Below are 20,104 nucleotides of genomic sequence, written 5' to 3' on the forward strand. Positions count from 1 at the left end.
GCACGTCGGGAGACCGCCAGGAGCCGTCATGACAGCCTCCACACTCGAACCATCCGCCGCCCCGTCCTTCACCGAACCTCGGGTACGACTCGAGGTCCGGGAGGATGGCACCCAGCTGCTGGATTCCGCGATTCCGCTAGCCGACGACTATGCCCGCTGCAGCGGCGAATGGCTGGAGCACTGGGCCCGCGAGGCCCCGGAACGGGTCTGGCTGGCCGAGCGCGATGGCGAGAGCGGCTGGCGTGAGCTCACCTACGGCGAGGCGCATCGTCGGGTGACCGCCATCGCCAGCGCCCTGCTCCGCCGGGAGCTCTCCGCGGCGCGTCCGCTGGTGATCCTCTCGGACAACAGCATCGAGCATGCGCTGCTGATGACCGCGGCCATGCATATCGGCGTGCCCTGCTGCTCGGTCTCGCCGGGCAGCTCGCTGATGTCGAAGGACCACGCCAAGCTCAGGAGCCAGATCGCGCTGCTCGAGCCGGGCATGGTCTACGCCGATCCGATCGAGCCCTTCCGCCCGGCGCTCGAGAACATCGCCGACTGCCACGACGGCGAGCTGGTCGCCGGCGGCCGCAGCCGCGACACCGCAGGCGCCCTGCCCTTCGCCGAGCTCGAGGGCGAGCGCGACGAGGCCTCGGTGCAACGCGCCTTCGCGGCCATCACCCCGGATACCGTCGCCAAGTTCCTGTTCACCTCGGGTTCGGTGGGCACGCCCAAGGCGGTGCCCAACACCCAGCGCATGCTGTGCTCCAACCAGCGGGCCAAGGCCCTCATCTGGCCGACTCTGGCCGAACGTCCGCCGGTGCTGCTCGACTGGCTGCCCTGGAGCCACACCTTCGGCGGCAATCACAACTTCAACATCGTGCTGCACTGGGGCGGCACCCTCTATCTGGACGACGGCAAGCCGACCCCGGAGCTAATCGAGAAGACCGCCCGCAACCTCGTGGACGTCTCGCCGACCCACTACTTCAGCGTGCCACGCGCCTACGACATGCTGATGCCGCTGCTGCGCGAGAACGCCGCCCTGCGCGAGGCCTTCTTTCGCCGCCTGCAGCTGGTCTTCTACGCGGCCGCGGCGCTGCCCGCACACCTGTGGACCGAGCTCGAGACCATGGCGCGGCAGACCACCGGCCGCGAGGTGCTGATCGCTTCCTCCTGGGGGTCCACCGAGACCGCGCCGATCTGCACCGACTGCCACTATCCGGCGATCCGCTCCGGGGTCATCGGCGTGCCGGTACCGGGCACCACCCTCAAGCTGGTACCCACCGCCGGCAAGCTCGAGGTGCGCGTCAAGGGGCCCAACATCTTCACCGGTTACTGGAAGCAGCCCGAGCTGTCGGCCAAGGCCTTCGACGACGAGGGCTTCTACATGATCGGCGACGCCGTGCGTTTCGTGGACCCCGAGCGCCCCGAGCAGGGCCTGCTGTTCGACGGCCGCGTCAGCGAGGACTTCAAGCTGCTCACCGGCACCTGGGTGCACGTGGGCGCGCTGCGCATGGCCGGCCTCGACGCCCTCAGGCCCATCGCCCAGGACATCGTGGTCGCCGGCCACGACCGCGACGAGATCGGTTTCCTGATCTTCCCGCACCTCGCCGAGTGCCGCGCCCTGTGCCCCGAGCTCGACGAGCACGCTCCCGCGGCCAGCGTGCTGTCGCATCCCGCGGTCGTCGAGCGGGTGCGCCAGGGCATGCGGGCCCTGAAGGCCAAGGGCGGCGGCAGCTCCACCTATCCGACCCGCGCCCTGCTGCTCGAGGCGCCGCCCTCCGCGGAGGCCGGCGAGATCACCGACAAGGGCTACATCAACCAGCGCCAGGTGCTGACCCGACGCGCCGAGCGGGTCAGCACCCTGTATGCCGCCGACACGCCGGCCACGGCCGTCATCACGCTCTGATTCACCACTTTCAACATCGCCGAGGCCCACCATGACCGAGCCCCTCGTCAAGACGTCGCTGGACGACAGCATCTACACCATCACCCTGGCTCGCCCCGAGAAGCGCAACGCGGTCAGCGACCGCCTGCTCGGTGCCCTCGAGGAGGCGGTGATCGCCGCGCCGGAAGGCACCCGGGTGATCATCCTCGCCGCCGAGGGCAAGCACTTCTGCGCCGGGCTGGATCTCGCCGAGCACCAGCATCGCGAGCCCTTCGGCGTGATGCAGCACTCCCGCGGCTGGCACCGCATCTTCGATCGCCTGCAGAACGGCGGCATCCCGGTGGTCGCCGCCATGCAGGGGGCGGTGATCGGCGGCGGCCTGGAGCTGGCCAGCGCCGCCCACGTGCGCGTCGCCGAGCCGAACACCCTCTATCAGTTGCCCGAGGGGCGTCACGGCATCTTCGTCGGCGGCGGGGCCTCGGTGCGGGTCGCCAACATCATCGGCGCCGGCCGCATGTGCGAAATGATGCTTACCGGCCGCCTCATGGACGCCGACGAGGGCCAGCGCCTGGGGCTCTCCCACTACGTGGTCGGCGAGGGCGAGAGCCTGGCCAAGGCCCGCCAGCTGGCCGAGCGGATCGCCGAGAACGCGCCCATGGCCAACTGGGCCATGGTCTCGGCCATCTCGCGCATCGACGACATGTCCAGCGACGACGGCCTGTTCGTCGAGTCGCTGACCGCCGCCCTGACCCAGACCAGCCCCGAGGTCGCCGAGCGCATCGGGGACTTCCTGACGCGCAAGGGCAAGGGCCCGCGCACCTGAGGAAAGGCCGAGGGATGGCGACGCTCACGACATGAATCGGCGCCGTGCTATCGACGTCGTTTACCGTTTCAGGAGAGAACCATGAAGTTTCAGGACAATACCTTCCTCGTCACCGGCGGGGCCTCCGGACTCGGCGAGGCCACGGTGCGCGAACTGCACGGCGCCGGCGCACGAGTGCTGATCGCCGACCTCAACGCCGAGCGCGGCGAGGCCCTGGCGTCCGAGCTGAATGAGCAAGGCCCGGGCGAGCGCGCGGCCTTCCACCGCACCGACGTCACCAGCGAGGCCGACGCCCAGGCCGCGGTGGACCTGGCCGTCTCGCGCTTCGGCGGCCTGCAGGGGCTGATCAACTGCGCCGGCATCGGCGATCCCGCCAAGGTGCTGGGCCGCCAGGGCCCCCAGCCGCTGGCGACCTTCTCGCGGGTGGTGCAGATCAACCTGATCGGTACCTTCAACATGATCCGCCTGGCCACCGCCGCCATGGCCGAGGGCGAACCCCAGGCCGACGGCGAGCGCGGGGTAATCGTCAACACCGCCTCGGTGGCAGCCTATGACGGCCAGATCGGCCAGGCCGGCTACGCCGCCTCCAAGGGCGGCATCGTGTCGATGACCCTGCCCGTCGCCCGCGAGCTGGCCCGCCACGGCATCCGCGTGATGACCATCGCACCGGGGCTGTTCATGACGCCGCTGATGGAGACGCTGCCCGAGGAGGTCCAGCAGTCGCTGGCCGCCTCGATCCCCTTCCCCCACCGCCTGGGCCGGCCCGACGAGTTCGCTCGCCTGGCCTGCCAGATCGTCGACAACGCCATGATGAACGGCGAGACGATCCGCCTGGACGGCGCCCTGCGCATGGCCCCCCGTTAACCCCTTGCCTGGCGCCTGACCGCTCTTGCCGCTGCTTCGGGCGCCACGGGCAGACGACACCAAAAGGCACTCCGCCCCCCGACATGCTGGCCACCGATGGCGGCCGGGCGGGACGCCTGTGCCGTGAACCGGCGCCGCGCCAATGCCGGGCATCCGCTCCATCGGCCAGGAGGACACCACCATGATCGATTACCAAGCGCCGCTGCGTGACATGCAGTTCATTCTCGCCGAGCTCGCCGGCCTTCCCGACGTGGCCGCGCTGCCCACCTGCGAGGAGGCCTCCCCCGACCTGGTGGCGGCGATCCTCGAGGAGGCCGGCAAGTTCGCCACCGGCGTGCTGGCCCCGACCAACCGTCAGGGCGACCTGGAAGGCTGCCGCCTGGAGGGCGAGCGGGTCATCGTGCCCGAGGGCTGGCAGGCCGCCTACGACCAGTTCTGCGAGGCGGGCTGGCTGGGGCTGTCGCTGCCGCCGGAATTCGGCGGCCAGGGCCTGCCCAAGCTGGTCTCCACCCCGGTGTGGGAGATGTGGTTCTCCAGCAACATGGCCTTCACCATGCTGCCGCAGCTCAACGTCGGCCAGGCCGAGGCGCTGCTGATCGCCGCCAGCGAGGAGCAGAAGGCCACCTGGCTCGAGAAGATCGTCAGCGGCGAGTGGGCGGCCACCATGAACCTCACCGAGCCCCAGGCCGGCTCGGACCTGGCCGCCACCCGCATGCGCGCCGAGCCCGACGCCAACGGCGACTATCGCCTCTTCGGGCAGAAGATCTACATCTCCTACGGCGAGCACGACCTCACCCCCAACATCGTGCACCTGGTGCTGGCCCGGCTGCCCGACGCCCCCGAGGGAGTCAAGGGGCTGTCGCTGTTCCTGGTGCCCAAGTACCGCCTGGAGGCGGACGGCACCCCCGGCGAGCACAACGACGTGCGCTGCATCTCCATCGAGCACAAGATGGGCATCCACGGCAGCCCCACCTGCACGCTCAGCTTCGGCGATCACGACGGCGCCGTGGGCCAGCTGGTCGGCGACCCCCACCAGGGTCTCAAGACCATGTTCATCATGATGAACGAGGCCCGCTTCGGGGTCGGCGTGCAGGGCCTGGCGCTGGGCGAGCGCGCCTACCAGGCGGCGCTGGAGCATGCCCGGGAGCGCGTCCAGGGACGCAACGTGGTCAGCGGCGAAACGGGGCTGCCGATCCTGCACCATCCGGACGTCAAGCGCATGCTGGTGGGCATGCGCGCACGGCTGCTGGCCATGCGCACCTTCCTCTACACCGCCGCCGGCTGGTTCGACCTGGCCCGCCACCATCCCGACGCCGAGGTCGCCGACAGGCACCGGCGCTACGTCGACCTGCTGATGCCGGTGGCCAAGGGCTGGTGCACGGAGGTCGGCAACGACCTGTGCGACGAAGCGATTCAGGTGTTCGGCGGCATGGGCTTCGTCGAGGAGACCGGCGTCGCCCAGCTGTTCCGTGACGCCCGCATCATCACCATCTACGAAGGCACCACCGGCATCCAGGCCAACGACCTGCTGGGCCGCAAGATCCTGCGCGAGAACGGCGAAACGCTGCGCGAGCTGATCGACGACATCCGCGCCTGCGCCCGCTCGGTCGTCGAGGATGCCCGCCTCGCCGAGCTGGCCGCAGGCCTGGACGAGATGCTCGACACCCTGGCCGCCACGGCCGACTGGCTGCACGCCCAGGGCAAGGAACGGACCGCCGCGCTCTACGGCGGTGCGGTGCCATTGCTGCACCTGCTGGGCACCGTATGCGGTGGCTGGCAGCTGGCCCGGGCCGCCCGGGCGGCACAGCGCCAGCTCGACGCCGGCGAGGGCGACGCCGACTACCTGGCCGGCATCATCGATCTCGCCCGCTTCTACATGGCCAGCGTGGCGCCCGAGGCGGCCTCCCACGCCCGGGGAGTGCGTGACGGCGGCAACGTCCTGGCCCGGTTTCCCGACACCCGCCTCTAAGTTCTCTTCACAGACAGGAGAAGCCCATGAAAGTCCTCGTCGCGGTCAAACGCGTCATCGACTACAACGTCAAGATCCGGGTCAAGCCGGATCACTCCGACGTCGACCTGACCAACGTCAAGATGGCCCTGAACCCCTTCTGCGAGATCGCCGTGGAAGAAGCGGTGCGGCTCAAGGAGTCCGGGGTGGCGACGGAAGTGGTCGCGGTCACCGTGGGCCTCAAGGCCGCCCAGGAGCAGCTGCGCACCGCCCTGGCGCTGGGCGCCGACCGTGCGATTCACGTGCAGACCGACGAGGCCGTCGAGTCGCTGGCCGCGGCCAAGCTGCTGGCCAAGGTGGTTGAGGCCGAGCAGCCCGGCCTGACGATCCTCGGCAAGCAGGCCATCGACAGCGACAACAACCAGGTGGGCCAGATGCTCGCCGCGCTGACCGGCCGCCCCCAGGGTACCTTCGCCTCCGAAGTGGAAATCGATGGCACGGGTGATGAAGAGCGCCTCAAGGTGACCCGCGAGATCGACGGCGGCCTGCAGACCGTCGCGCTCCAGCTGCCGGCCATCGTCACCACCGACCTGCGCCTGAACGAGCCGCGCTACGCCAAGCTGCCCGACATCATGAAGGCCAAGAAGAAGCCGCTGGACACCCAGACGCCGGACGAGCTGGGCGTATCGGTCGCCTCCGGGCTCAAGCGCGTGCGCGTCGAGCCGCCGGCCGAGCGCCAGGGCGGCGTCAAGGTGGGCTCCGTGGACGAGCTCGTGGACAAACTCAAGAACGAAGCCAAAGTTCTTTGATAAGGAGTTGATCTGATGAGCATTCTGGTACTCGCGGAACACCACGACGGTCAGCTGGCCGAGGCCACCGCCCACGTGGTCGCCGCCGCCCGGAAAGTGAAAGAGAGCACCGGTGGTGACATCGACGTCCTCGTGGCCGGCGAGAACGTCAGCGCCATCGCCGAGGCCGCCGCCCAACTCGACGGCGTGGCCAAGGTGCGCGTCGCCGACGCCGCCGTCTACGCCCACCAGCTGGCCGAGCCGCTGGGTGACCTGCTGGTGGCGCTGGCCGACGACTACAGCCACGTGCTAGCGGCGGCCTCGACCACCGGCAAGAACGTGCTGCCGCGGCTCGCCGCGCTCAAGGACGTCAGCCAGATCTCCGAGATCATCGGCGTGGAGAGCGCCGACACCTTCCAGCGCCCGATCTACGCCGGCAATGCCATCACCACCGTGCAGAGCGATGATGCCCTGAAGGTGATCACCGTGCGGCCCACCGCCTTCGATGCCGTCGGCGAGGCGGGGAGTGCCGCCGTGGAAGCGGTCGAGGTCGGCATCGACAACGCCCTGTCGAGCTTCGTCGACGAGCGGCTCGAACAGAGCGATCGCCCCGAGCTGGGCGCCGCCAAGATCGTCATCTCCGGCGGTCGCGGCATGGGCAGCGGCGAGAACTTCACGCTGCTCGAGGCCGTCGCCGACAAGCTGGGCGCGGCGATCGGCGCCTCGCGCGCGGCGGTGGACGCCGGCTTCGTGCCCAACGACATGCAGGTCGGCCAGACCGGCAAGATCGTGGCGCCGGAGCTGTACATCGCGGTGGGTATCTCGGGCGCCATTCAGCACCTGGCGGGCATGAAGGACTCCAAGGTGATCGTCGCCATCAACAAGGACGAGGAAGCACCGATCTTCCAGGTCGCGGACTATGGCCTCGTGGCGGATCTGTTTGAGGCCCTTCCGGAGCTAGAGCAGAAGCTCTAGGTCCAAGGAAAGGCGCGACCCCAACGGTCGCGCTCTCGAGGGTCAGTGGCCTGGTCGCCGATCTCTTCGAGGCAGTGCCGGAGCTCGAGCAGAAGCTCTAGGTCCAGGGAAAGGCGCGACCCCAACGGTCGCGCTCTCGACAGCCACCGGCCTGGTCGCGGATCTGTTCGAGGCGCTGCCGGAGCTTGAGCAGAAGCTCTAGGTTCAAGGCAAGGCACGACCCCATCGGTCGCGCTCTCGAGAGTCACTGGTCTCTTGGCGGATCTGTTCGAGGCGGTGCCGGAGCTAGAGAGCAGGCTGTAAGCCACGCCAGAAGGTGCTGACCACAAGGCAATCGCAGATAACCGCATCGTTTGGGCTGATCCGGCGACAGGTCGGCGAGGGGCGCTATGAACCCCTCCTTGGGCGCTACTTTGGCCCTGCTTCGCTCTCGCATCCTGCTCCGCTTGCAGAGCCGGCGCTGGCCATCCATGGCCAGCGCGTTCGGCGAAGATCGCCTCACCCATGGCCAAAAACCCCCTCGACGACCTGTCCTCGGCGCTGCCAACTGCGATAGCCCTGGCGCTGACCGGGTGCGGTCAGCGCCTTCTGTATGGCAACCCCTGACGTCATACGTACATCCCGCCGTTGACGTTGAGGGTCTGGCCGTTGACGTAGGAGGCGTCGTTGGAGGCCAGGAAGGCCACCACCGCCGCGACCTCCTCCGGTCGGCCGCTGCGGCCCTGGGGAATCCGCGCCAGCAGCTTGTCGCGGACCTTGTCCGGGATCTGCGCGGTCATCTCGCTGTCGATGAACCCCGGCGCCACCGCGTTGATCGCCACGCCCTGGCGCGCCAGTTCCTTGCTCAGGCTCTTCACGAAGCCGATCACGCCCGCCTTGGCGGCGGAATAGTTGGCCTGGCCGATATTGCCCTCGCTGCCGGACAGCGAGCCGATGCAGACGATGCGCCCGGATTGGCACTCGACCATGTGCCGGGCGACCTCCTGGGTGCACAGGAACATCGAGGTGAGGTTGACGTCCATCACCGCGTTCCACTGCTCGTCGGTCATCTTGAGGAAGGCAGCGTCGCGGGTGATGCCGGCGTTGTTGACCAGGATATCCAGGCGGCCGAAACGCTCTATCACGCGTCGGATCAACGCCGCTACCTGGGCACGCTCGGCCACGTCGCAGGCGATCGCCAGGCTGTCGTGGCCCCGCTCTACCAGCGCCGCGGCCACCCGCTGGGCGGCCCCGCCGTCGATGTCCACCACCACGGTGCGCGCCCCCTCGGCGGCCAGTCGCTCGACCATGGCGGCGCCCAGGCCGCGTCCGGCACCGGTCACTACGGCCACGCGTTCGTGCAGCTTCATAGACTCGTCTCCAGGGCGAAAGAACTATGGCGGTCGGGCGATCGTCTCGGTATCGCGCCCCACGTCGAGGCACGCCGAATACCCGCCGCCGCAACAAAAAGAGGCGAATCATCGAGCACCGGAACGGCCGATGATTCGCCTTTCAATGGATCGAAACGCGGAAAAGGAGTTATCCGCTCGTCACGGCATCAGAACCGGTACATGGCCATCAGCTCGACCTGCTGGCCGCCCGGGCGCAGCGGCATGGTAAGCGCGCTGCGATCCCGCCACTCGACGCCGAGGTCCAGGCCCGGCAGGTAGGTGTAGATCAGGTTGACGTTGGTCACCTGCAGGGTGTCGTCCTCCACGGCCGGCGAGACCTCGTCGGCGGTGACCTGCCCGTAGCGCACGTTGCCACTCAGACGCTCGGTAAAGCGGTGGCTCACGCCGGCGGAAAAGCCTGTCGTGCTGACCAGGTCGCCGTTGGCGTCGACTTCTCCCTTCCTGGCAATGGTGCCCGGCGATGCCGCGCCGTTATAGCCCCAGCCGGCCTGCACGTTGTTCCCCTCCCCGGTGTAGCCGCTCAGGGCGACGGAGGTGTCGCCGAAGTTCAACTTGCCCGCCAGGGAGATCGCGGCGCCGAACTCCGAGTCGTCCACCCCGGTCTCGACCTCCCGCCCGGTGACGGCCAGGTTGAACGCATGCCCGGCGTCGGTGCGATGGGTGTAGGAGGCCACCATGTCCGGAACGCCGGCATCGCTGTAGACCGGGTCCTGGAAGCTGAAGCGAAAGCCACCGGGCGCATAGTGCAGGACCAGATCGGGCCGCACGACGGCCCCGCTTCCCGCGATGGTGCCGATCCCCGTGCCATAGAAATCCAGGACACGAACATCGAACGGCGCCGAGGCATAGAACTGTCCCGTCCAGGTCTGGCCAAGCGTCAGGTTGTCGACCTTGACGTAGGCATGCCGCAAGCGCATGGCGTAGCTCGTGTCGCTGGCATCGGTGGCATTGTCCCAGAAGTCCCCTTCCACGAAGGCCGTGACATCATGCCCTTCGATCTCTCGGTTCACCTCGACGTTGAGCCGGGACTGGCGGGCGGAACCATCGAACTCGCTCTCGCCGTTGTCGGGATTGGTGAAGATGCCCTCGGCCTTCACATAGCCGCCGACGCTGAATGTCGTGCCGTCGATCTCCCCGATCTCCAGGGCATGAACCTGGGAGGACAGGGAGGCGACGGCCACGGCGAGTGCGAGTTTGTTGTTGAATGTCATCGCTGCGTTGCTCCGTATTGTTGTCGTGATGAAAGGCTCGATTTCCAGAGAGCCATGGGAGGGGAAAGCCCCTCGGAGAACTGCCGTTCTGTCGTGGTTTTCCTGCGTTGCCCGGGCACATGCCCCCGGGCGTGAAGGGCGGCGGCGCGGCCTCAGCCCACCTTGACGATCAGCGCCGCCGCGGAGTCGCCCGCCGCGCAGCCGGTCACCAGGGCGTAGCCACCGCCCTTGAGGGCGGTCTCCTCGATGGCCTCGATCAGCAGCCGCGCCAGGGTCGGCCCCTGGGGATGGCCGAACACCAGCGAGGTGCCGTAGTTGTTGAAGGCGTCGGCATCGAGGCCCAGGGCCTTGGCCAGGTGCAGGTCGTTGGCGATGAACGGCGAGTGGTTCTTGACCGTCTTGATCTGGTCGAGCGTCAGCCCGGCCTGATCGAGCGCCCGCTGAGCAGCGGTGGCAGGTGCCATGGGCATGTGGGCCGGCTTGGTGCGGGCGTGCCCGTAGGCCACCACCTGCACCGCCAGCCGGGGATCGGTGCCGAGGTCGCGAGCCCGCTCGCGGGTGGTCACCAGGATGCCGGCGTTGCCGTCGGCGGGATGGGTCTGGGCGCCGAAGCTGTGAATGCCATCGGGCTGCACCGTGCGCAGACCGGCCAGGCCCTCGGCGCTGGTGGCGGTCACCCCTTCGTCGGCCTCGACGAGCTTGGTCTCCTTGCGCGAGACGGGGACCTCCAGCGGGAACATGTAGCGCTTCTGGAAGGCGCGATCGTCGGCCAGCGCCTCGGCATACTGGGCGTAGCGGCGCAGCGTCAGCGCGTCGGCCTGCTCGCGAGTGAAACCGTGCTCGCGGGCCACGTTCTCGGCGGTGGTCAGCATGTCCTTGCCGGTGGCCGGGTCGGCGGCGATGTTGTCCATGTTCCAGTTCTCGGCGATCACCTCGCCGCCCGGCCCGTTCGGATTCGGCCAGATGGTATGGGGAGCGTTGGAGGTGCGGTCGGCGAGCAGGCAATAGGTGGTGTCGAAGGCGCCGGCCTCCACCGCCAGGGCGGCATTGAACACCGCGGTGGTGGCGGTGGCGCAGGCCTGGGTGATGTTCTGGCCGGGCGCCTGGCCGGCCCCCATCATGGCCGCCGCCCAGGGGGCGCCATAGAAGATCGACTTCTGCCCCACCGAGACCCCGAGATAGAGGTAGTCGATGATCGTCGGGTCGAGATCGCGGGACGCGAACCAGCGCTTGCTGGTGGCCGCGCCCAGCTCGATGGAGTTGACGTTGGCCAGGCTGCCCATCCACTTGCAGAAGGGGCTGGAGTAATAACCGCCGTAGGGGATATAGGCGTTCTTGAACATGGTTAGGGTCTCCCAGACGCAGTAGGTCTCGCGAGATGAGCGCCGGGGATAGCCAGGGCGAGGGTCTTTTGGCCATGAATGGCAAAAGTAGCGCCCGGGGAGGGGGCCACGGCGCCCTCGCGTCGGCTTGTCGCCGGACAGCTCATCGCTGTCCTCGAGTGGTGAAGGATTCTCTTAGCCGGCCAACAGACGCTCGCGCAGCCCGCCCCACCGGGGCCGGAAGAGCTCATGGGGCATCTCGCGCAGCTCATCGGCGATGCGCGGCACGAAGTCCATGGCCGCCAGGATGTCGCGCTCGACATCGAGGCCCGGCGCCACTTCGGTGAGGGTGATCTCGCCGTCGATCAGCTCGAACACGCAGCGCTCGGTGACGAACAGCACCGGCTTGCCGACCTCCCGGGCATAGCGCCCGCTGAAGGTGACCTGGTCGACGCGCTGCACGAACTTGCGGCGATGGCCTTCCCGGCGGATGGCCAGCCGGCCGTCTTCCACCGCCACCTCGCCGCCGTTGGTGAAGGTGCCGCAGAACACCGCCTTGCGGGCGTTCTGGCTGATGTTGATGAAGCCGCCCGGGCCGACCACCTTGTCGCCGAACTTGCTGACGTTGAGGTTGCCCTCGTGGTCGGTCTGGGCCAGGCCGAGGAAGCAGACGTCCAGGCCGCCGCCGTCGTAGAAGTCGAACTGGTAGCCGTGGTCGATGATCGCCTCGGCGTTCCAGGAGGTGGCGAAGTCGCCGCCGCTGGCCGGCACCCCGCCATAGGTGCCGAGCTCGGTGGTCAGGGTCATCAGGTCGCTGACGCCCTCCTCCGCGGCGACGCTCGAGACCCCCTCGGGCATGCCGATGCCGAGGTTGACCATGCCCCCCGGCACCAGCTCCATGGCGGCGCGCCGGGCGATGACCTTGCGCGGATCCAGCGGCATCGGCGCGATGCCGCCGAGCGGCACCTTGAGATCGCCGGAGAGCGCCGGGTTGTAGCCGGTCGCCATGGTCTGCATGTGCTGCTCGGGTTCGGCCACCACCACGTGGTCCACCAGGTCGCCCGGCACCTTGACGCGCTGCGGATGCAGGCTGCCCTGCTTGGCCAGGTACTCCACCTGGGCGATGACGATGCCGCCGCTGTTCTTGGCCGCCTGGGCCATCGACAGCTGCTCGAGGAAGATCGCCTCGCGCTCCAGGCTCAGGTTGCCGCGCTCGTCGGCGGTGGTGGCGCGGATCACCGCCACGTCCACCGGGAAGGTGCGATAGAGCAGCCACTCCTCGCCCTCGAGCTCGAGGCACCTGACCAGCTCCTCCTCGGCCGCGGCGTTGGCCTTGCCGCCCTCCAGGCGCGGGTCGACGAAGGTGCCGAGCCCCACCTTGCTGATCACCCCCGGCTTGCCGCCGGCGATGTGTCGCCACAGGTGGGCCATCACGCCCTGAGGCAGCAGATAGCCCTCGATGAGGTTCTCGCGGATCAGCTCGCCCATGCGCGGCGCCTGGCCGGTGTGGCCGCTGACCAGCCGCTTGACCAGGCCGGCATGCCCCAGGTGGTTCATGCCGCGGGTCTTGCCGTCGCCGCAGCCGCAGCTGTGCGCCACGGTCAGGTCACGGGGCGATCCGCTGTCGAGGAAGCGCGTCTCCAGCGCCGCGGCCACCGCCTCGGCGAAGCCGCACAGGCCGGCGGTGGTCCAGGCGACGGTGTCGCCATCCTGAATCAACCCCGCCGCGGTACTGCTGTCGATGATCTTGCTCACTGTCTCGGCCCTCTTGTGGAGGCATATAATGCTGAGATATCAATATATTGTTTAAATAACAAACATTTTGAGGCACACCACTCCCCGCCGCCGGCGGCCATCAGCCGCCGGTCATCATCAGCACGATCCGGGGATAGAAGATCACCAGCGCCACCACCAGGATGTCGGCGACCAGGAAGGTCGCGACGCCCTTGAAGATGTCCACCAGCGAGGCGTACTGCCCGGCGACACCCTTGATGACGAAGATGTTCATGCCCACCGGCGGCGTGATCATGCCGATCTCCAGCAGCTTCACCAGCAGCACCCCGAACCAGATCAGGCTGACGTCATAGAGCTCGAACACCGGCAGCAGCACCGGCAGAGTCACCAGCATGGCGCCGAACGGCTCCATGAACAGTCCCAGGAACAGGTAGATGCAGACCACCACCAGCATCAGCTCGAGGTAGGATGGATCCCAGCCGCTGACCGCCCCGGTGATGTAGCCGGCCAGCCCGCTCAGGCTGAGGAAGAGCGTGAACATGCTCGCCCCCACCCCGATGATCAGCAGCGCCGAAGTGGTGGTCAGCGTCTCGAGCAGCGCGGCCTTCATGGACTCGCGGTTCAGGCGGCCCAGCGCCAGGGCGATGACGATGGCCCCGGCGGCGCCCACGGCCCCGGCCTCGGTGGCGGTGAACACGCCGGAGAACAGTCCGCCGAACACCAGCACGCCCAGCACCAGCACCGGCCAGATGTCGACCAGCGCCTCCCGGGCGCCGAACTCGCGGGCACCCACGGCCTCCCGCGGCACGATGTCCGGGCGCCACCAGCTGACCAGCAGGATCACCAGGGCATAGCTCAGCGCGGTCAGCAGGCCGATGGTGATGCCGCCCAGGAACACTTGGGTGATCGAGACCTGGGCGAACACCCCGTAGACGATCATCAGGATGCTCGGCGGAATCAGCGCGCCGATGGTGCCACCGGCGGCGATGGTGCCGCAGGCGAAACTCGGCTTGTAGCCGCCGCTGACCATCTCGGGGATGGCGATGCGCCCCATGGCCGCCGAGCAGGCCACGCTGGAGCCGCTCACCGCGGCGAAGCCGGAGCTGGCGACGATGCTCGAGATCGCCACCCCGCCGGGCAGCCAGCGGAACAGCACCTTGGCGGCGTTGAACAGCCCCTGGGTCAGGCCGGAATGGAAGCAGACGAAGCCCATCAGCAGGAACATGGGCACCGCGCTGAGCGTCCACTTGGCGACGAACTCGTAGGGGGACGACGACAGCATGCCGATGGCCGTGTCCCAGCCCAGCATCAGGGTCATGCCGCCCAGCGAGACGCTGATCAGCGACAGGGCGACCGGCACCCGCAGGGCCAGCAGCAACAGCAGGGCGGCCAGGCCATAGAGGCCGATGGAGACGGACATGATTCACCTCTCTCCTTGGCCGGCGGGCGCGAGGGCCTCGCCGCCGAGCAGGCCGGCCAGGCGGACGGCACAGACCAGCGCCGCCAGGCCGAAGGCCAGCGGCAGCACGAAATAGGTCGGCCAGACGGGAATGGCGACGTTGAGCGACATCACGTAGGCGCCGATGTCGAACTGCTCCACGGCCTTGCCCCAGGTGGCCACGGCCAGGACGACGTAGACCGCCGCCGAGAGCACCGCCACCAGCAGGTCCGAGAGGCGCAGCAGCCAGGGCCGCATCATGCCTTCCAGGGCCTCCACGGCGATCATCCCGCGGCGTTGCTCCACCCAGCTCAGGGGCAGCAGCGCCATGGCGATCAGGTAATAGCGGGTCACCATCTCGACAGTGGCGGGCACCGACACCGACAGGGTCCAGCGCAGCACCACGTCCAGGGTGATGTGCACCACCATCAGCAGCATGCCGAGGGTTCCCAGCAGCGCCAGCCCGACGGCGACACGATGGGTCAAGCGATACACAGCGGCCATGAGCGAGCCTCCAGCCTCGTGGTCGGGCCCGGAGGCCGACGTTCACGGCCTCCGGGAATGGCGCTTCAGGTGCCGTAGGTGGAGAAGTCGACCTTGTCCCAGACCTCGCGATTCACGGCCTCCGCGACGGCCTCGGGCTGCTCGCCGACCTCCTCGACGATACCGTTCCACTTGTCGACCAGGGCGATGAAGCGGTCGAGCTTGGCGCGGGCATCCTCGACGCCGTAGCGCTCCTGGGCCTGCTCGGCGGCGTAGGCCAGGTCCTGCTCGGCGAAGGCGCGGTTGGCCTCGAGCCAGGCCGGGTCGGGCTCGATGATCTCGATGTCGTGCTCGCGGGCGGTCTCCAGGGCCTCGTCGGTCATCTCGTAGGCCCAGCGCTCGATGGCCAGGGCACTGGCCTCGGTCGAGGCGCGCACGATGGCCTCGCGATCCGCCGGCGACAGGCTCTGCCAGGTCGCCTGGCTCATGGCGTGGGAGATGGTGCTGTGGAAGGTGCCCAGGTCGATCCTGGTGATGCTGTCGACGGCGTCCTCGAGGCGGAACGAGATGATGTCGCCCATCGAGGCCACGGTGCCGTCGATGACGCCCTGGGAGAGCGCCTCGAACTGCTCGCCTACCGGGATCGAGGCCGGCGAGGCCGACATGGCCTCCGCCCAGCGCGAGTACTGCGGACCGCCGACGCGCAGGCGCAGCCCCGCCAGGTCCTCCTGGGTGCGCACCGGCTGGGTGCTCATCAGCTGATAGGTATCGGTGGAGTGGGTGCTGGTATAGACGATGCCGAGCGACTCGAGCTCGTCCTGGCAGGCCGCGCAGGTGGCAATGTACTCGGTCATCGCCGCGCCCATGGCATAGGAGTTGGTGCCGAGCAGCGCCATGTCGCCGACCAGGTTGATCTCGGGCAGATCGGCCGGGAAGTAGGCCGGCAGGAACAGCCCCGCCTCCACCAGGCCGCTGCGCATGGCGTTGCGCATGTTGCTGATCGAGGCGATCTCGGTGCCCAGGAGCTGCCCGCCCAGCCGGCCGTCCGTCGCCTCGCCGATCAGGTCGACGAAACCGGTGTAGAGCGGCGTGTGGGCCGGATGCGCCGGCGGCACGCCCGGTGCCATGCGCAGGTCGCGGGCCTGGGCCTGGGCCTGGCCGGCGACGGTCAGGCCGCCCAGGGCGGCGGCGATGACGAGGGTCTTGAAGGGACGATGCATCATGGATCACCTCAGCGGTAGGGTGGCGTTGTATTTGTTTATTTATAAAACAATAGATTTTTACATCTATCTTGGATGCGATTATAGGCCACTTCACCACAGCCCCCGATACCAGACTTTGGTATCACGCCTGGCGCCCCTCCGAGTCACTCGGCCGGGGCCCTCCGTCGTCCCATGCGGCCCTCATGCTCGGGCGCCGCCCGCTCGCCGACGGGCATCGCGAAAGCAGCCGCCCCCGGCCAGGCGAACTGACCGGGGGCGGCTGTTGAAGGGCGAGACAGCGCTCTCAGGCGGGTTCCACCATGAAGCGAGAGAAGAAGGCGTCGAGCGCATCGAAGCCATCCAGCGGCAGCACCAGGGAGACATACTGGTCCGGCCTCACCACCACCAGCGCCCCGGCGCCTCGATCGATACCGCGCAGGTCGAAGATATCGCGGTCGGTGCCCGGCACCGGCGCGTGGGCCTTCTGGTAGTCCTGCAGGCCGAGCGCCCCCTTGTGCGGCTTGAGCATCTCGTGCATGTCGGCCCAGTCCAGCTCGAGGTGCGACTGCTGGACGATGCCGTGGATATCGAAGAGCGCGTCCGGATCGGCCCCTTTCGGCGTGAAGCGGCGGATCGGGGAGGCGTCGCTCGCGAGGTAGTCCATCAGGGCGTTGAAGCGGGAGCCCGGGCTTCTCGGGTCGACCATGTCGGCGAAGGCATAGAGCCGCCAGCGGCCGTCGGCACGATGCACGTGTCCCAGATGGACCTGCTTGGCATCGCCGAGCCGGATCACCTCGGCGGAGTGGAAGCGACGCCCCGGCGGGAAGCCGGTGGCCAGGCCCAGGTGGGTGTCGTCGCCGGTGAGCAGGTCCGGTGAGTAGTGGGTGGCGAAGCCTGCGGTGAACTCGCTGTTGGTGACGAACTGACGCTGCACCTCGGCCAGCCCCTTCAAGGCCGCCTGGGCGTCATCGGAGTCCTGGGCGGCGCCGATCGCCCGGGACCAGCGGGTATCCATCTCGATCAGGTTTTCGGCGATCACGTGGCGCTCGGCGTTGTAGGTGTGCAGCAGGCTCGCCGGGCTGCGTCCCTCGAGTACCGAGATCAGCTTCCAGCCCAGGTTGAAGGTGTCCTGCATCGACACGTTCATGCCCTGGCCGGCCTTGGCGGTGTGGGTGTGGCAGGCATCGCCGGCGATGAAGACCCGCGGCGTACGGCGTTCCATCTGGTCGTCGTCGACATCGTCGAACTTGTCGGTGACCCGGTGCCCGACGCGGTAGACGGAAAACCAGGCGGTCTCCTTGACCTCGAAGGTGTAGGGCGCCAACACCGCCTGGGCCTTCTTCAACACGTCTTCCTTGGTCAGCCAGGCCTCCGGATCGATCTCCCCCATGTCGACATACAGCCGAACCATGTAGCCGCCCTCGCGGGGGATCAGCAGGATGTTGCCCGCGTCGGCGGACTGGATGGTGCACTTGAAGCGGATATCCGGGAAATCGGTCACCGCCAGGACATCCATCACGCCCCACGCCTTGTCTCCACCGTGGCCTTGCGGTTTACGGCCGATGGACTCGCGCACGACGCTGTGGGCGCCGTCGCAACCGACCACGTACTTCGCCCGGACGGTCTTCTGGCCGTCGGGCGTGTCGAGGGTCACGGATACCCGCTCGTCAGCGGCCTCGGGCACCTCCACATCGAGCGTCTGGTGGCGGTAGTCGACCCGCAGGCGGCTCGGGGAGTTGTGCATGTATTCCAGCAGGAAGTCGAGCAGGCGAGCCTGGTTGACGATCACGTGGGGGAACTCGGAGAGGCCGTCGCGAACGTCCTGCACGCGGCCGAGCCGGGAGATCCGCGCCTTGTCATCGGGGTCCGGCCCCCAGAAGTGGGTCTCGTTGATCCAGTAGGCCTCGGTGGTCATCCGCTCGGCCAGGCCGAAGGCCTCGAACATCTCCACCGTGCGGCAGGCGACGCCGTCGGCACGCCCCACCTCGAGGGGGCCATCGGCCCTCTCCACGACGCGGGTGACGATGTCCGGGAAGGTCGATAGCTGGGCGGCCAGCAGCAGACCGGCCGGGCCCGTGCCGACGATGAGCACGTCCACCTCGTCCGGCAGCGGCCCCTGCGGGTCGCTGCGTCCTTCGGCCGCGGGCTGGATCCGCGGGTCGCCACTGCGGTAACCGTCGAGGAAGTACTGCATCTGTTCGCTCCATCCCGCTTGCCACGGGTCGTTATTGGGGTCATCAGGGGATCGGGGGTGTCCGCTGCCGCCATGGGTCATCACGACAATGATCAGTATTGTGATCAATATCGTCGCAAACAATACGACTTTCCGCCAACAAGGACCCTCGGCGGCCTGCCTCGCGTTCATGGCGGCTCGACGCGCTATCGACCTTCGGACTATTGATCACTACTGTGATGGTCACAATACTGATTCATAGCGAAGAGTGACCGCTCCCAGACCACCGACAAGCGAGGCGACAATGACAACCACCGCACGCCACCCTATTCGTCACCCCCTGGCCCTGACGCTGCTCTCGGCCTCCCTGCTGGCCGCCGGCACCCCGGCACTGGCCCAGGAACTGAGGCTGGGCATGATCACGCCACCCGGGCATATCTGGACCCAAACCGCGGAGAAGTTCGCCGAGAACGTCGCCGAGCAGAGCCAGGACGCGCTGACAGTCGCGCTCTTCCCGTCCGGCCAACTGGGCGACGAGTCCGCCATGTTCTCCCAGATGGAAACCGGCCTGCTGGACATGGGCATCATGACGGCGGCCCTGACCAGCCAACGCGAGCCTTCCCTCATCGGCTGGTTCACTCCCTTCCTGTTCGACAGCGTGGAAGAGGCCGCCGAAGCCACGACGACCGAGGCCGCCCAGGCGATGCTGGCCAACCTGGAGAACAAGGGGCTGCACGCCTTCGGCTATACCTTCGCCGGGATGCGCCACATCCTGATGCGCGACCAGCACGTCACCGCCATCGAGGACGTCGCCGGCAAGAACATGCGCATCATCCCCTTCGCCGCGATGAACACCTGGTGGCGCGCGATGGATGCCCGCCCCACTCCCATCAGCCTGCCGGATGTCTACCAGGGCCTGCAGAACGGCCTGCTCGACGGCGTCGATATCGACCTGGATGCGCTGGTCGGCTCGGGCTTCTACGAGGTCGCCGAGGACCTGACCCTCACCAGTCACATGGCCTTCCCCGCCGTCTCGGTGATGAGCCAGGCGACGCGCGCCTCACTCACCGAGGAGGAGCGCGAGATCATCGACGGCGCCATGCAGGAGGCCCTGGCCTGGGGCATCGACGCCCAGATCGAGGCCGAGCAGCGCAACCTCGCCAGCCTCGAGGAGAGCATCGATGTCGACACCCTCGAGAATGCGGAAGACGTCTTCGCCGAGGCCAACCAGGCCTTCGCCGAGCGCTTCGGCGATCACCCGCTGATCCAGGCCTTCCAGCAACAGGCCACCGCTCGCCTCGCGGCCGAGTGATGCCAGCCGGGGCGTCGCGACGCCCCGGCGCACACCGGAGGAGTCCCCATGCCATCTCGTCCCCTGACCCGACTTGGCCGGGCGAGCCGTCACCTGGCCGCGCTCGAGCAGGCGCTATGCAGCCTGCTGATCGTGGCCTTCGGCGCGCTGCTGATCGCCAACGTCTTCGCCCGCTACCTGCTCGACAGCCCGCTCTACTTCGCCAACGAGCTGGCGGTCTACATCCTGATCTGGATGGCCTTCCTGGCCGTCTCCATCGCCATTCATCACGATCAGCACGTGCGCCTGACCATGCTGGTAGGCCTGCTGCCGGGGCCCGCCCAGCGCGCCTGTTACTGGCTGACCGAGCTGCTCTGCATGGCGATGCTGGCGGTGATGTTGTGGTACGCCCTGGGCTGGCTGCGCTCGCCGTCGGTGGGCTATGACGTCGCCATCACGCTCGACTGGCCCAAGTGGCACTTCTACCTGATCGTGCCGATCTTCTGCGCCAGTTCTCTCTTCCACCTTATCGCGCGCCTGCCCGATCGCTCCCGCACGGTCTTCCACCTGCCCAGCGACGAGGAGTAACCC

Annotated in this window: 16 protein-coding genes; 8 read left to right on the forward strand and 8 right to left on the reverse strand. The window is 68.1% G+C overall.

Features of this window, described 5'->3' with window-relative positions:
- Positions 1 to 28: 28 nt before the first annotated feature.
- The 6 genes from ACXAFN_RS05960 (at position 29) to ACXAFN_RS05985 (ending at position 7,268) form a co-directional block, all read left to right on the forward strand.
- Complete coding sequence (locus ACXAFN_RS05960) at positions 29 to 1,891, forward strand: feruloyl-CoA synthase (protein WP_474987045.1); 1,863 nt, start codon at positions 29 to 31, stop codon at positions 1,889 to 1,891.
- 31 nt (positions 1,892 to 1,922) lie between these two features.
- Complete coding sequence (locus ACXAFN_RS05965; protein ID WP_474987046.1) at positions 1,923 to 2,693, forward strand: crotonase/enoyl-CoA hydratase family protein; 771 nt, start codon at positions 1,923 to 1,925, stop codon at positions 2,691 to 2,693.
- 81 nt (positions 2,694 to 2,774) lie between these two features.
- Positions 2,775 to 3,557, forward strand: coding sequence for a 3-hydroxyacyl-CoA dehydrogenase (locus ACXAFN_RS05970; RefSeq protein WP_474987048.1), 783 nt, complete (start codon positions 2,775 to 2,777; stop codon positions 3,555 to 3,557).
- A gap of 181 nt (positions 3,558 to 3,738) precedes the next feature.
- Positions 3,739 to 5,526, forward strand: a complete 1,788-nt coding sequence (locus ACXAFN_RS05975) for an acyl-CoA dehydrogenase (RefSeq protein ID WP_474987050.1) — start codon at positions 3,739 to 3,741, stop codon at positions 5,524 to 5,526.
- A gap of 26 nt (positions 5,527 to 5,552) precedes the next feature.
- Positions 5,553 to 6,314 carry an electron transfer flavoprotein subunit beta/FixA family protein gene (locus ACXAFN_RS05980; RefSeq protein WP_474987052.1) on the forward strand — a complete coding sequence of 254 codons (762 nt, stop codon included), beginning with the start codon at positions 5,553 to 5,555 and terminating at the stop codon, positions 6,312 to 6,314.
- 15 nt (positions 6,315 to 6,329) lie between these two features.
- A complete protein-coding gene (locus ACXAFN_RS05985; protein WP_474987053.1) occupies positions 6,330 to 7,268 on the forward strand; it encodes an electron transfer flavoprotein subunit alpha/FixB family protein in 939 nt (312 codons plus the stop codon).
- Between the two features lie 608 nt (positions 7,269 to 7,876).
- Here the strand turns inward: ACXAFN_RS05985 and fabG are convergent.
- The 8 genes from fabG to ACXAFN_RS06025 form a co-directional block, all read right to left on the reverse strand.
- Positions 7,877 to 8,617, reverse strand: a complete 741-nt coding sequence (fabG, locus tag ACXAFN_RS05990) for a 3-oxoacyl-ACP reductase FabG (RefSeq protein WP_474987055.1) — start codon at positions 8,615 to 8,617, stop codon at positions 7,877 to 7,879.
- 188 nt (positions 8,618 to 8,805) lie between these two features.
- Complete coding sequence (locus ACXAFN_RS05995) at positions 8,806 to 9,870, reverse strand: hypothetical protein (RefSeq protein WP_474987057.1); 1,065 nt, start codon at positions 9,868 to 9,870, stop codon at positions 8,806 to 8,808.
- Positions 9,871 to 10,022: 152 nt separating this feature from the next.
- Positions 10,023 to 11,213, reverse strand: coding sequence for a thiolase family protein (locus ACXAFN_RS06000; RefSeq protein WP_474987059.1), 1,191 nt, complete (start codon positions 11,211 to 11,213; stop codon positions 10,023 to 10,025).
- 174 nt (positions 11,214 to 11,387) lie between these two features.
- On the reverse strand, positions 11,388 to 12,947 hold the full coding sequence (locus ACXAFN_RS06005; RefSeq protein ID WP_474987061.1) for an acyl CoA:acetate/3-ketoacid CoA transferase: 1,560 nt from the start codon (positions 12,945 to 12,947) through the stop codon (positions 11,388 to 11,390).
- Positions 12,948 to 13,047: 100 nt separating this feature from the next.
- Positions 13,048 to 14,346 carry a TRAP transporter large permease gene (locus ACXAFN_RS06010; RefSeq protein ID WP_474987063.1) on the reverse strand — a complete coding sequence of 433 codons (1,299 nt, stop codon included), beginning with the start codon at positions 14,344 to 14,346 and terminating at the stop codon, positions 13,048 to 13,050.
- Positions 14,347 to 14,349: 3 nt separating this feature from the next.
- On the reverse strand, positions 14,350 to 14,868 hold the full coding sequence (locus ACXAFN_RS06015; protein ID WP_474987065.1) for a TRAP transporter small permease: 519 nt from the start codon (positions 14,866 to 14,868) through the stop codon (positions 14,350 to 14,352).
- Positions 14,869 to 14,933: 65 nt separating this feature from the next.
- Complete coding sequence (locus tag ACXAFN_RS06020; protein ID WP_474987067.1) at positions 14,934 to 16,070, reverse strand: C4-dicarboxylate TRAP transporter substrate-binding protein; 1,137 nt, start codon at positions 16,068 to 16,070, stop codon at positions 14,934 to 14,936.
- Positions 16,071 to 16,353: 283 nt separating this feature from the next.
- Positions 16,354 to 18,243, reverse strand: a complete 1,890-nt coding sequence (locus ACXAFN_RS06025) for an FAD-dependent monooxygenase (RefSeq protein WP_474987069.1) — start codon at positions 18,241 to 18,243, stop codon at positions 16,354 to 16,356.
- A gap of 283 nt (positions 18,244 to 18,526) precedes the next feature.
- Between ACXAFN_RS06025 and ACXAFN_RS06030 the strand changes: the two genes are divergently transcribed.
- Both ACXAFN_RS06030 and ACXAFN_RS06035 read left to right on the forward strand, forming a co-directional pair.
- Positions 18,527 to 19,534, forward strand: a complete 1,008-nt coding sequence (locus tag ACXAFN_RS06030) for a TRAP transporter substrate-binding protein (protein ID WP_474987071.1) — start codon at positions 18,527 to 18,529, stop codon at positions 19,532 to 19,534.
- 48 nt (positions 19,535 to 19,582) lie between these two features.
- Positions 19,583 to 20,101, forward strand: a complete 519-nt coding sequence (locus ACXAFN_RS06035; RefSeq protein WP_474987073.1) for a TRAP transporter small permease — start codon at positions 19,583 to 19,585, stop codon at positions 20,099 to 20,101.
- The last annotated feature ends 3 nt before the right edge of the window (positions 20,102 to 20,104 follow it).

It is taken from the genome of Halomonas sp. ABH4_019 (assembly GCF_056159885.1).